This is a genomic window from Photobacterium aquimaris (assembly GCF_002954455.1).
GTDB classification, from domain to species: domain Bacteria; phylum Pseudomonadota; class Gammaproteobacteria; order Enterobacterales; family Vibrionaceae; genus Photobacterium; species Photobacterium aquimaris.
Window position 1 is genome coordinate 238,127 of sequence record NZ_MSCC01000002.1, and the last position, 13,378, is coordinate 251,504.

At 34.5% G+C, this 13,378-nt stretch carries 14 protein-coding genes; 6 read left to right on the forward strand and 8 right to left on the reverse strand.

Translation table 11 applies throughout. The features are described from left to right. Window positions 1-3: 3 nt before the first annotated feature. Entirely contained in the window at window positions 4-207 is a 204-nt protein-coding gene (locus BTN98_RS12130) for a hypothetical protein (protein ID WP_060996838.1), read from the reverse strand. A gap of 583 nt (window positions 208-790) precedes the next feature. On the opposite strand from BTN98_RS12130, the gene feoB reads away from it, so the two are divergent. Further along, complete coding sequence (gene feoB / locus BTN98_RS12135; protein ID WP_060996839.1) at window positions 791-3,121, forward strand: Fe(2+) transporter permease subunit FeoB; 2,331 nt, start codon at window positions 791-793, stop codon at window positions 3,119-3,121. Next, window positions 3,122-3,373, forward strand: a complete 252-nt coding sequence (locus tag BTN98_RS12140; RefSeq protein WP_060996840.1) for a FeoC-like transcriptional regulator — start codon at window positions 3,122-3,124, stop codon at window positions 3,371-3,373. A gap of 104 nt (window positions 3,374-3,477) precedes the next feature. Here BTN98_RS12140 and BTN98_RS12145 read toward each other — a convergent pair whose 3' ends face one another. The 5 genes from BTN98_RS12145 to BTN98_RS12155 all read right to left on the reverse strand — a co-directional run bounded on the left by BTN98_RS12145 (window position 3,478) and on the right by BTN98_RS12155 (window position 7,008). Beyond that, complete coding sequence (locus tag BTN98_RS12145) at window positions 3,478-3,666, reverse strand: hypothetical protein (RefSeq protein ID WP_060996841.1); 189 nt, start codon at window positions 3,664-3,666, stop codon at window positions 3,478-3,480. Between the two features lie 176 nt (window positions 3,667-3,842). Beyond that, window positions 3,843-4,007 (reverse strand): hypothetical protein, encoded by a 165-nt coding sequence (locus BTN98_RS20620; RefSeq protein WP_231730616.1) that lies wholly within the window; start codon window positions 4,005-4,007, stop codon window positions 3,843-3,845. A 95-nt stretch (window positions 4,008-4,102) separates the two neighbouring features. Next, complete coding sequence (locus tag BTN98_RS20625; protein ID WP_231730621.1) at window positions 4,103-4,231, reverse strand: C69 family dipeptidase; 129 nt, start codon at window positions 4,229-4,231, stop codon at window positions 4,103-4,105. Between the two features lie 410 nt (window positions 4,232-4,641). Then, a complete protein-coding gene (locus BTN98_RS12150) occupies window positions 4,642-5,841 on the reverse strand; it encodes an acetate/propionate family kinase (protein ID WP_060996842.1) in 1,200 nt (399 codons plus the stop codon). 489 nt (window positions 5,842-6,330) lie between these two features. After that, the gene (locus BTN98_RS12155) at window positions 6,331-7,008 is read right to left on the reverse strand and encodes a CatB-related O-acetyltransferase (protein WP_060996843.1); all 678 of its coding nucleotides are present in this window, start codon (window positions 7,006-7,008) and stop codon (window positions 6,331-6,333) included. A 71-nt stretch (window positions 7,009-7,079) separates the two neighbouring features. On the opposite strand from BTN98_RS12155, the gene BTN98_RS12160 reads away from it, so the two are divergent. Then, window positions 7,080-7,541, forward strand: a complete 462-nt coding sequence (locus BTN98_RS12160; RefSeq protein ID WP_060996844.1) for a hypothetical protein — start codon at window positions 7,080-7,082, stop codon at window positions 7,539-7,541. A 298-nt stretch (window positions 7,542-7,839) separates the two neighbouring features. On the opposite strand, the gene BTN98_RS12165 is transcribed toward BTN98_RS12160, so the two are convergent. After that, entirely contained in the window at window positions 7,840-8,202 is a 363-nt protein-coding gene (locus BTN98_RS12165) for a DUF11 domain-containing protein (protein WP_146107016.1), read from the reverse strand. 544 nt (window positions 8,203-8,746) lie between these two features. On the opposite strand from BTN98_RS12165, the gene BTN98_RS12170 reads away from it, so the two are divergent. Both BTN98_RS12170 and BTN98_RS12175 read left to right on the forward strand, forming a co-directional pair. Next, a complete protein-coding gene (locus BTN98_RS12170) occupies window positions 8,747-9,169 on the forward strand; it encodes a YhbP family protein (RefSeq protein ID WP_060996846.1) in 423 nt (140 codons plus the stop codon). A 390-nt stretch (window positions 9,170-9,559) separates the two neighbouring features. Further along, window positions 9,560-10,258: a helix-turn-helix transcriptional regulator gene (locus tag BTN98_RS12175; protein WP_060996847.1), complete on the forward strand. Its 699-nt coding sequence runs from the start codon at window positions 9,560-9,562 to the stop codon at window positions 10,256-10,258. Window positions 10,259-10,297: 39 nt separating this feature from the next. Here BTN98_RS12175 and pdxH read toward each other — a convergent pair whose 3' ends face one another. Then, complete coding sequence (pdxH, locus tag BTN98_RS12180; protein WP_060996848.1) at window positions 10,298-10,936, reverse strand: pyridoxamine 5'-phosphate oxidase; 639 nt, start codon at window positions 10,934-10,936, stop codon at window positions 10,298-10,300. Between the two features lie 266 nt (window positions 10,937-11,202). Between pdxH and BTN98_RS12185 the strand changes: the two genes are divergently transcribed. Continuing rightward, on the forward strand, window positions 11,203-13,146 hold the full coding sequence (locus BTN98_RS12185) for a bifunctional diguanylate cyclase/phosphodiesterase (RefSeq protein WP_060996849.1): 1,944 nt from the start codon (window positions 11,203-11,205) through the stop codon (window positions 13,144-13,146). The last annotated feature ends 232 nt before the right edge of the window (window positions 13,147-13,378 follow it).

Below are 13,378 nucleotides of genomic sequence, written 5' to 3' on the forward strand. Positions count from 1 at the left end.
CAATTAAGCATCAGAAGATTCAATACTCATCTGAAGCACATCTTCACCAGCGACAGCAAAATGTAACTCAATACTACCTTTTGATGTTATGTTTTTTATTAGCTTTATATCATGTTGACTATATTGTTTTAAAACAAGATCATGAATTTCAGAAATCAATTTATCTTTATCCACTACTGTTGTTGTTTTTTTGCTTTCAAACCACATAAAACATTTCACATACTGATTATAAACACAGTAATAATAAACCAGAACAATGATTTTCAGAAGCAAATAACTGTTAGTAAATATTAATCACATCACAAAGATAACCACAAAAAACAACAATTGAGTCAAATTAGCATCATTTAAATTAAATATTCATATTCCCACTTAGTAACACTGACTTGAGGTGACTGTTTTCTGCCTTTGGGATAATTAGCATCACAGTAACGATTCATTCACTGTTACCCAATATTATATGTGTCAAATAAACGCTGTATTGATATGAGTAGTTCTGCTATTAACTTTTTTAATCACAATAAAACCCTTCCAATATAAAACCATACTTAATATATAATAAACCATTATTAATACGTGGTAATAATTACTTCCATACATTTAAAATTTAATATCAAATAAAAGCTACTGATTTTAAAAATTATTTAACTATTACGATAAAACGCGACACAAATGTAATTGATATCTATTACCGTTTAAAATAAAATATATTAATAATCACACTAATATACTTATCGTCTTCTCACTATTAGTACTCTTTTAATGACAACATTATGTTCGGAGAATAATAATGGCAAATAGTATTGCCTTATTGGGTAACCCTAACAGCGGAAAAACCACATTATTTAATACCTTAACTGGAGCTAAACAGCGAACAGGTAATTGGGCCGGCGTAACAGTTGATAAAAAAGAAGGGCTATATCAATACCATAACCAAACAATAACGGTTGTTGATCTACCTGGTATTTATTCTATGAGCTCATTTGACGAGCAAGGATCTGTCGATGAGCAAATTGGCTGCGACTATATTTTAAGTGGGGAAGCGGATCTTGTGGTCAATATTGTTGATGCTGCCAATATTGAACGTAATTTGTACTTAACATTACAACTACTTGAAATGAATGTACCTTGTCTAGTTGTACTTAATATGCTCGACATTGCTCGTCAAAAAAATATCGTGATTGATGCTGAAAAATTATCACACCAATTAGGTTGCCCTGTTGTATGCCTAATTGCTAACAAAAATAAAGGCATAGAGTCATTAAAAGCGGCGATCGAAAAACAACTCGTCACACCACAACGATCTTCATTTCAAACCCATTTTCCAACCCAATTGCGTCAGGTGATCAATCAATTAAGTGCTGATATTCCTGATACATTAATTGCAGACAGCAAGAAAAAATGGCTTGCATTGAGATTACTAGAGTCCGATATTTCAGCACAACATCATGTAGTAAATACCAATATTCCAGATCGTGTTAGTCATTATCAAAATGATCTTTACCAAACATATAATGAACATGCAGATTTACTCATTGCCGATGCTCGCTATCAAACCGTATCTGAACTCATTGCTCAATCAACATCCCATCACCAAGCCACTCAACATAAATTAACCCAATGGATTGATGCGATAGTACTTAATCGCTATCTCGGATTACCTATTTTCTTATTGGTAATGTATTTAATGTTTTGGTTTGCAATTAATATTGGCGGCGGACTACAACCCATTTTTGATGAAGGCTCTGCTGCAATATTTATTCATGGCACCGCCTGGTTATGTCAATATCTTGGCCTGCCAATGTGGTTAGGCGCTATTTTATCTCAAGGTCTTGGTGGCGGTATAAACACCGTTATGCCTTTTATTCCGCAAATAGGGCTAATGTTCTTATATCTGTCAGTATTAGAAGACAGTGGTTATATGGCGCGTGCGGCGTTTGTTATTGACCGTTTAATGCAAGCGATAGGATTACCGGGTAAATCGTTTGTACCCTTAATTGTTGGGTTTGGCTGTAATATTCCATCAATTATGGCCTCGCGTACACTTGAAACCCCAAGAGATCGCATCCTAACCTCAATGATGGCGCCCTTTATGTCTTGTGGAGCACGATTAGCAATCTTTGGCGTTTTTTCTGCTGCTTTTTTTCAGGGAATGGGCAGCTTGATTGTATTCTCACTCTATCTACTCGGTATTTTAGTCGCAGTATTGACCGGCTTTGTATTAAAGAAAACATTATTAACCGGCGAAGCATCTCCTTTTATTATGGAGCTACCGACTTATCATGTGCCAAGTCTTAAAACAACGCTGATCCACAGTTGGAGCCGTCTTCGAGGCTTTTTAGTTAAAGCATGTCGACTCATTATTCCCATTTGTATGATCGTTATGGCTCTTAATAGTGTCACGTTTTCTGGGCGAGTTATTGAGCCTGGCCAACAACAAGATTCGGCATTATCTGATATTGGTCGCTGGGTAACACCTGTATTATCGCCATTGGGCGTCAACCAACAAAATTGGCCTGCAAGTGTTGGTTTGCTGACCGGATTTTTAGCAAAAGAGGTTGTTGTTGGTACACTCAATACTCTCTATAGTGCTGAATTAGCAAATCAGAATGTTACTAATAGTTCACAGCCATTCAACCTGCTAAGTGAATTAAAAACGGCATGGCAAGATACGGTTGACGGGGTTGAAAATAGTTTCTCATTAACAACCTTTAAAAATCCAATTAAAGCCAGTGAAGCAGATGGCAGCATGAACACCACAGCGATGGGGAAAATGCATAATCAATTTGGCTCAATGGTGGGTGCTTATGCTTATTTAATCTTTGTTTTATTGTATGTTCCATGTGTATCAACTATCGGTGTTATTGCCAAAGAAATAGGCCGCAATTGGGCATGGTTCTCAACGTTTTGGGGGATAGCTGTCGCCTATGCTTTGGCTATTAGTTTTTATCAAATCGCCACATTTGCAGCACACCCACTCACCACTGTCGGTTGGTTAATATTCGCATCCTCACTATTGATAAGCTTTATTATTGGAATCCGTTATTTAAGCCAACGAGTGGATTGGCAATTATCAATGCCAACAATACCAGCTCAACATAAAAGTGAGGGGTGTCACTAAATGGTTAGCTTAATTACCATTAGAAATGCAGTACGCACAGCTAGAGTGATTTCTTTGGCTCAGCTTAGCCACACATTAAACAGTGAGCCACAATGGTTATTAGTCTTACTCGATGATCTAATAAAAAGAGGGAGCATTGAGCGTTGTGAAGCCACAAAAAACTGTAATCAAGCGTGCCATGGCTGTCAGACTAACTCACAAGATATTATTTTTCACTGGCGTGATGAACGGATTAGCATTACGAATATCTAACGGCGATTTTAAACCCTAACGTTATTATGATGAAAATAAAAAAGGCCACTATTTCAGAGTAATAGTGGCCTTTTTTTATAAATAATAACTGTTTTAACTTGTGATTAAATACCACTATGTTGCTTTTTATAATGCTTATGAACTTGAGCAAAATTACCATCATCATAATGCTCTAACAAAAATAGTGATAATTCTTCATTTGGAATGTTCATCATCATATCCAATTCATCCGTTTTATTGACTGATTGATGATGACCATATCCCGTATTTAAAACTGCCGCTTGAATATACATAAGCAATCCTTGCAAATTTGTATAGTCTTCATCATGTCTTACTTTATCTATTTCTTATAATGCTAACTATCAAAAACGATACACGGATCAACAATACATTAACAAGCAAGACACCTAAAATACACTTAAATGTTAAGCACGTGTAACATCTAAGTTGTCACATTTAGAAACGGCATTTAAGCGCCAGAAAAATTGTATAACTTGTCAGTATCAATCATTAACCAAGTAAACAATTCATTGGTTAAATCTTCTGTCAAAGCGAAGGTTTGTAATTTATGAAATTTCCAATATGCCGAGTGGTTATCAGCCTTATTATCACCAAGCGTTAGTGCTTCAGGCACTGAGTCATTCTTTGATAAAACGTTAGATACACACTCAAAGCTGTCATGCCATAAGCGATATATTGAACTTCACCAATAGCAATACATGCAAATGTTCAATACGAAAAACAGCAAGGATCATGAGCTGTAGCTTGATAGTGATTGTGTAAGCCTTGCATCACATCATGGACACTAAGTTTATGTTTAGGGGTTAAGTAAACCGGAAATGATTCATCTTGATCGATTTTGGTCGTAAGGCCATCAGTATCAAAGTCAGAATTTGAGGTATATTGAAGCCATCAACAGCCACTTGATTACCTACCAGAATCGTCGTACAAGCGCTTGCTGCTATTTCAGGTTGCTCAGCATTAGTATCAGAATAATATCCTTATCATCATAAACCACCCTTTAAATAACAGTATCTTTAAAGGTATACGGTGAAAACTAAACTTATTTTGAGATGCAAGTCGCATAATTAAGCGACCAATAAAACAACACTCACAATCTATATTGATCAAATATCACAAAAACGATCATATCGGCATTAAATTAAAATAATAAAAAACGGCTTTGGTCATGTGCCCAAAGCCGTTAATTGTTCAACGATGTTCCAGCTTACAATTTTACCTTAGCATTCCACCTAAGGTCATGACTATTACGCCTCAGCGTTAAGTAGCGCCATTGATTGTTGAGCAATAACAAATTCTTCATTAGTTGGAATAACCATCGCTAATGGTGTGTCAGCTTGGCTGATAACGCCTTCAGCACCAAAACGAGCGGCTTCATTACCTGCAACATCTTCACGGTAACCAAAGATCTTCAGTAGATGCATAATTTCGCTACGCACTGGTAATGAATTTTCACCAATACCGCCAGTAAAGATGATACCGTCCAATTCATCTAATGCGACCATATAAGAAGCGATATATTTAGCAGCACGGTAACTAAAGACTTCAAAAGCCAGTTTAGCATCGTGATTACCAGCTTCCATAGCTTCAATGATGCCACGACAATCGCTGGTTAAACCTGAAATACCTAAGAAACCAGAGTTACTAACAAGTTCTTTATGTAAACGCTCAGGCGTCCAACCTTTCTTTAATAAATATTCAAGAATACTTGGATCAATATCACCACAACGAGTGCCCATCATTAGACCAGCTAGTGGGGTGAAACCCATTGAAGTATCAATACTCTCACCATTTTTAACCACACAAACAGATGCGCCATTACCAAGGTGAACTGAAATAAAGCTTGATGCTTCAACAGGTTTATTAATTCTTTTTGCTGCTTCACGAGTAACATAATAGTGGCTAGTGCCGTGTGCGCCGTAACGACGAATATTATATTGCTGGCTAACTTCTTTAGAAATAGCATAAGTGTATGCTTTTTCAGGCATTGTTTGATGGAAGGCAGTATCAAATACAGCAAATTGTTGTAAGGTTGGAAACGCTTTAGCTGCAGCACGCATACCTAACACATGAGCAGGATTATGTAGCGGAGCTAAATCACTCAACGCTTCAATGTCAGCCATAACTTGCTCATCAACGCGCACAGTTGAATTAAACCTAGTGCCACCATGTACAACACGATGTCCAATAGTCACGATACTATCTTTCATTCCAAGCTCATCAACCAATGTAACGATACGATCAATTGCTTGTTGATGATGACCTTCAAGGCCTGTAAGTTTAAATTCTTGTTTTTCACCGTTAACTTTCCAGCTAACGACAGCTTCAGGGAGATTAAAACACTCACCAAGACCACTTAACGTAGCTTCACCGGTTACAGTATCAATCAATGCAAATTTAAGTGAAGAACTACCAGAATTGATTACGAGAACTAAAGAATTGCTCATGGTTATCTCATCAGAATTTTTAAGGGCGAATTTCGGATTTATAACAACATCCAGTTTCGGATTTACTCAGTTCAATGCGTGATATTCATTCAACTCAGTAAGTACGTGCCAATCATATTACTCAATTTTTTTTTTAAAGTCTCAACTTTTGTTTCAAAAACCACTTAAAAATTTAAAATTTACTGGTTTAGATCAATTTTAAGACTAAAAATCGATTTAATTCGCATAAATCCGCACCATTTAATCAAATTAAGTTGAATCTGAGGTATAAATTTTTTTAGATTTTAAGCTTTCGCAAACAATATCGTATGATTTATCCACCAAAACGATTAAAAAAACAACGTTTTTGATAGTTAAATTTCAATTAAAAAATAAAATAGACACACTGAAAATAATCTTATCAGCTATGCATTCTTGCAGCGAATACTAAATAGTAAGAAAACATTACCGATCACAAACAAATTCTCTTTAATTTAACTCATAAATAAATTATTCATCTGTATTACTACTATCCATTGCTTGATAATAGTCATACAGACTATCAATATCAGCACTACACATAATAGCCATAGCCCCTTTTAGTTGTGATGTCGACCAATTCCACCATGCCATCTCCAATAATTGCTCAATATGGTGTGCTGCAAAACGTTTCTTTACGCATCGCCCAGGGTTTCCCACCACAATAGAATACGGTTCAACATCTTTAGTGATCACTGCTCGTGTCCCAATAACAGCACCATCACCAATGGTAACCCCTGGCATAATCACGCACTCGGCCCCAAGCCAAACATCATTACCAATGACAGTATTTCCCGCACGTTCAAAACCACTTTTTACACCATCACCAAACTCTGAAAAATCAAAAGGAAATGATGAAATCCAATCATGTCGATGGCCTTGATTACCTGCCATCATAATCACTACACCGCTAGCGATAGAACAAAACCGACCAATAATCAGTTTATCAACCTCACCGAAAATACCAGATTGCCACACCTCATTGGTCGATTTATCCCCCAACAGATAATGCACACACTGATCTTCAAAATGATGTTGGTGGTAATAGCCAGAGTAATAACTATAATCCCCTACTTCTATATTAGAATTGGTAATATGCTGCTTAATCTCATAACCACCAATCCAAGATGGAAAAATACTCAACCCCATTACAATTCTCCTTTATACTCATATTCACAATAAAACAGCCAATTATAATATTAATGACTTTGGATCCCTCAATGACACTCGGTAATTTATATAACGCCTATCTAGGTGAACTCTATGGCATTAGTTTTTTTACAACCTTTGTTGAACAGTATAGTGACCGTAGCCATAACAACAAATGGCAAGCTTTATTAGATATTGAATTAATAACAGCCCAAAAACTAAAATTAGCCTTACAGCCATTAGGAATGGAATGTCCTGATTATGATGCAGAAATGGCGCAAAAAGGCATAACTGATGCAAATAAATGGTTGCACCTACCATGGCCGACATTGATTGATACTATGGTGACCTGGGTTGCTCCTTACCAACAACGCTATCAGCAGCAAGCCGATAATACACAGCAACATCAAGCTTTATATACACTCGTCGCAGATCATGAAAATACAATTTATGATTTTCTATTGGCAGAACAAGCAGGTTCAACGGAAAGTCTTCAAATATTGCAGTGTTTTCTTGATAAGCATTGTAAATAGCAAAGCATCATCACTGACGGTAATCGCAAAGGAAGATAAATGAAAAATCTTACTGATCGCCCACAATCATGACTGGATGTAAAACACTACCGGCATCAGGTACAGCCAATATATCAATTTGATACTGGCAGCCAGTGTGATGCTTGGGCATTTAAACGTAGTAGTTGTAGTCGAGAAAATAACGCACCTATCGTTTACTGATATAAATAATATCAACTCAAAGACATAACGGGTATACGAAGATCTTACCCCGTTCTTTGTATGCCTTTTTTTACATTCCTATTTTATCTAAGAAGCATTATTTTATAATAACTTGGTAACTAACTCTTGCTCGATGTCCAACACCTAACTTACCGACTAATTGCCACCTAATCACACCTTGATACCCTACCTGATTCACACTATCAGGTGTTATAACATCACAACTGAGCGTTGACGGTAAGTCGCTATTATTACAACTGATAACAGCAGCTAAAGCCGTAAAGGGAGGTACAGCACTAACTAATTGAATATTTGAAATAGCATCATCAGTACCATTAAATAAATCAATATTATATTCAATTACATCACCTGGCCGCCCCTCTAGGGCTGTTGATGCCTCACTACCTTGCGTAATATTAGTAACAGTATTAGTAAATGTCACTTCAGAACCAAAAGCCATGTAACTAATTGATATTAAACATATATAATACAAAAAATCACGTATAATAACTAACATAACCTAGCCTATATCTCTACAGTTTAATTAATAATAATTTTATTACTTATGATTTTATTGTTTCATTTATTATTCATTGTCTCATTTTTAAGAAATGTATAAACACTATAAATAGCGGAACGATGATCAAGTTATGATTATTTACGGCTAGTGTCATATCAACTGCTATAGTCGCGCTAAAACCACGTATTAATTAATAAAAAACGGCTATAAAACTAAAATTAACCACCTTGCTATCCAATTTACAAAATAAAAGATCTAAATAAACAACATGTTAGATAAAATTATCTCGACCATAAATAAAAAATAGCTCATGACCTTGATCATTGTTCCCATAATTTATTCGTCATTGCTACTAACGATATTGTTGCTGTCTACTTAAAGTCATAACGACACCTCATAACTATTCATTTTCTATAATGACTTTAAATTCTAAAATGTTGCTTTATGCTTAAAGAATATTTGAGTTATTAGTTAGAGGTATCTCTTGAATGAAATAAAACACATAAGTGATTTTTTAAAACAAAATCATTTATTAACATTATGCGCTAATTCCGATACCGATTTATGGTGTGCAAGCTGTTATTATTCTTTTAACCCCAAAAAAATGTCTTTATTTATTATGACGAGTGAAAGTAGTCATCACAGCCAGTTAATGATACTTAATAAGAATATCGTAGGCACCATAGCTCCTCAGCCTACAAATATAATTGATATAAAAGGTGTTCAATTTAAAGGTAAAATTAAAAAACTAATAAATAAAGATGCTGAAGTAGCAAATGCTGATTATTATTATAAATTTCCTAGCGCCAAATTTATTTCAGCCCCGATTTGGGAAATAAAACTGAGCATGATAAAAATGACAGACAATAGCCTAGGTTTTGGTAAAAAACTGTTTTGGTATCAATAAACCTTAAAAAATAGGCACTAATGACAGCTAAGCAATACAAAAACCACAATGTCAATAGGTGATTTCCCCCCTATTTTGTTACCTGTTGCTTAGATATAGTTGCAGCATTAATATGCTGCCTAATAAAGGTATGATATTAATAATTATCGCTAAGGATTGTTGTAATATATCTATTTCAATACTTAACGATTACCTCTTCTACACGTCGTACAGGATTATACTCTTAGGAGTCAACGTCTTGTTTTGCCGATCTTTAAGGTCGGCTTTTTTTATTCAATTATTTTTAGCTTATAAAATGAGCATTGTATGCTATATATATTTACCCGTAGTAATAAAGTCATTAGAATTAACACAAATAATAATTAATAAAAGATACAAATCTCATAGAAAATGAAAAATAATGGCAGTTATCCCTCATTCGATATATTAAATCAATTACCAGGTTGTTGGGGTTGTAAAGATATAAACTCAGCTTTTATTTATGTTAATGAGGAATATTCAAAAATCATTGGTTTAAATAACCCTCAAGAGTGTATTGGATTAACTGATTTTGATATGCCTTATTTAAACAAAAAATATGCAAAAATATTTCAGCAACAAGATTTACAAGTAATAGAATCAGATAAAAAATTACGTATACTTGATATTCATCCATACGCTGATGGCCACTGGCGAGCACATTTATTTACAAAAATAGCATTAAAAAATGATAAAAATAAAATTATTGGCACTCTCTTTTCAGGTATCGAATTAAAACATACTTCTTTGCTTGAGATCGGACATTGGATTTGCCGCAGTAACACAGCAAAACAACAAGATAAAGACAATCAATCACTAAATATTGCCCTTAACACTCGAGAGTCTGAAGTTTTATTTCTACTACTCTATGGTAAAAAACCACAATACATATCGAAAATATTACAGTTGGCAGTCAAAACTGTTGAAAATTATGTCGTTCGATTAAGAGAAAAATTTAATGCTAATTCAAAAGGTGAATTGATTGAATTAGCGCTTGATGCGGGTTTTGGTTCTCATATTCCTGAAAGTATGTTAAAAACTCAACAATCTATCGTATTGAAAGAATGCTAATTGAATTTAGCAGAGTATAGCTACTCTGCTAATTAGTATTTATGGTGCTAAACGCTCAATATCCCACTGATTGTCATCATTTCGTAAGTAAATAAAACGATCATGTAAACGATGCTTACCACCTTGCCAAAATTCAATAGTATCAAATTTCACTCTATAGCCGCCCCAAAAACTAGGAAGAGGCACTTCTCCTGCAGAAAACTTTTGCTTTAATTCAAAAAACTTCCCTTCCAATGCCTGGCGAGCTGAAAGTCGTGAGCTTTGTTTACTTGCCCAAGCTGCTATTTGGCTTTCTTTTGGCCGACTTGAAAAATACTTCATAACTTCAAGTGTTGATAATTGCTCAACATGCCCAGTCACATGTACTTGTCGTTCAAGTATATGCCATGGAAAATGTAAACTAATTTTATTATTTATATTCAATTGTTCAGCTTTACGGCTGCCTAAATTAGTATAAAAAATAAAACCGTCATCATCCAAGTCTTTTAATAAAACGATTCGCTGAAAAGGTTGACCATCAGCATTTACTGTTGCAATAGTCATTGCCGTTGGATCAGGTAAATTGGCATCAACAGCTTGTTGTAACCATTTATTAAACAATACTAAAGGCTCTTTAGGTAAATCATCACGACGTAACCCCCCTTTAGTATATTCTCGGCGAATATCAGTCAAGTCCATCTTCTATCTCCTACTCCCAAATATTTAATAATTAATATCTATTCATGATGAATAACTGAATAAAAACACTTTCTGATTGCAAACCGTTAATTGTTGCATAAAGAAATAGACACATTTAGCGAAAAACAACTTTTATTAAGAAACAATCAACTGTATATCGTCGAGGTTTGATAAATTATAGCAATCAAACAGCTCTACTTTCAGCATCTCTTTATCAAAAGCTATTCATTGAATGCTGCACTTAACTTTTTTTTGGTGCTCAAATTATGACACTTTTCAAACGCCAAGTTATAAGTATAACTGCATTAGTTTGCGCTATTGTTAGCGCAGCATCTGCACAACAAATTTATTCCAGCTATTCAACATTAAAACATCAACATATCGTAATGTCACAAACAGATATTAATCGCGCTTTAGTTATACTACCTCAAGCTCTTACAAAGCTAAATGCCTCGATGCTGTCTAATACGCAGGAGAAAGAATTATTCACAATCACCAATCATCTGTTCCCGAATATAACTTATAGCCAAATAAATATAACAGCAGCTGATTATAGTCAGCTTCTTCGTCAAGATAATGTAATACCAATGGCCCATTCTCCATCTTGGTTTCAGAAACTATTTAAAATCCCTTCCCATACAGAGCAACGTATCATCGAACACAATAATAAATCACTAGGTTTATTAACGATAACTGTTCAGCCAGTGCTTAATTATCAACAACTATGGAAAATTAGCACACAAACAGCATTAACAAATCTATTAATTGCAATCATATCAAGTTTATTGGTTTATTTAATTTGTCGTAAAAACTTTGCATCATTATCTCGTCTCACTGCACGTGCTCGTACTATAGATAATTTAAATCAGGCTCCACTATCGATTCCCAATGAATCAGATTTAACCGTTATTGTAAGAGCATTTAATAAAATTTGTGCTCAGCTAGATGTTAACTTTAAAAACCAAGCTGATGAAGCAATGAAACTAAGACAGCAAGCCTATCTTGATACCACTTCCGGTTTAGGTAATCGCAGCTTCTTTATTCATCAGCTTAGCTCATGGTTAAACGAATCACATAAAGGTGGCTTAGGATTAATTCAGACTGATTTAATTAATGAGTGTTATCAAAATGAAGGATTTAAGGAAGGCGATGAATTAGTAAAAACAATTGCAACACGGCTAAATGAAGTGCTCATTTTTAATGATGTAACACTTGCACGTCTTTCAAAAGATGAGTTCGCAATACTCATTCCAAATATTTCGATTGAAAAACTGCAACTTTGCAGTAAATCATTAGTAAACGTTTTTAATGATTTAAATACTGGTACAACAACACTTAATAACAATGTTGCTATTGGGTTGGTTTTTAATGAAAACAAAAGTACGCCAAGCCAAATATTAACCCAGTTAGATAATGCATTGACTCAAGCGAAAATAATGCCTCATGAGGCTGTTTTCATTATTAAGGACATAAATAACCAAACAACACTTGGAAAGCAACAATGGAAATCTTTGCTTGAAGAAGCAATCAGTGAAGATTTATTTATCTATAAATTTCAACCAGCAACACTTTTAAATGGCGCTATCTATCATTATGAAGTATTCACTGCAATTAAGAAAAACAACAACTACTATTCTGCTGGTATGTTTTTAGGGGCAATAGAAGATCTAAAAATAGGTAGTTGGTTTGATCGTCATGTTATTGTCACGATTATTAATAAATTAAATGCTGATAGAACTAGTGGTCCTTTTGCCATTAATATCACTAATAGTTGTATCAATGATCCAAGTTTTATTCGTTGGTTAGATAATCTTCTTCAAAAAAATACACTTTTAAGCTCTAGACTGTTTTTTGAAATCCAAGAAATCAGCTGTATTCGACATACTGATGCGACAGGTATTTTATGCTCAATCATTCGAAAATATGAATTTGGATTTGGTATTGATAATTATGGCCGTAACTTTCAATCTTTAACCTATCTAAAAGAACTTCAACCTAATTATGTGAAAATTGACTATGCCTATACTCACCAACTCAATGATCAGACCAAGTCAACAGTACTATCATCAATCTGTAGAACGGCACATAGCCTTAATATAAAAGTAATAGCAACACGTGTCGAAACAGCTACTCAATTAGAAAGACTGTCTGAATTATTTGTCGGTGGCTATCAAGGATTCATTACCGAGAAACAACCGCAACCGGCTTAATTTATTTACAGTGTAAATTAAAAAATCTTAAACTCTATTTACAGTGTAAATAGAGTTTTTTTTCATTCCAGATTTACACTGTAAATATCAAAAATAAATTATCACCTTTTATTGGCTGCTTTTATTTACACTGTAAATTGAACCCGCATAAGCACACAGTTGCACACATTAATCCCCTGTTATTTTATAACTTAATATTCATTTTTTAACTGAGGTGTTTAGCTGAGGTGTT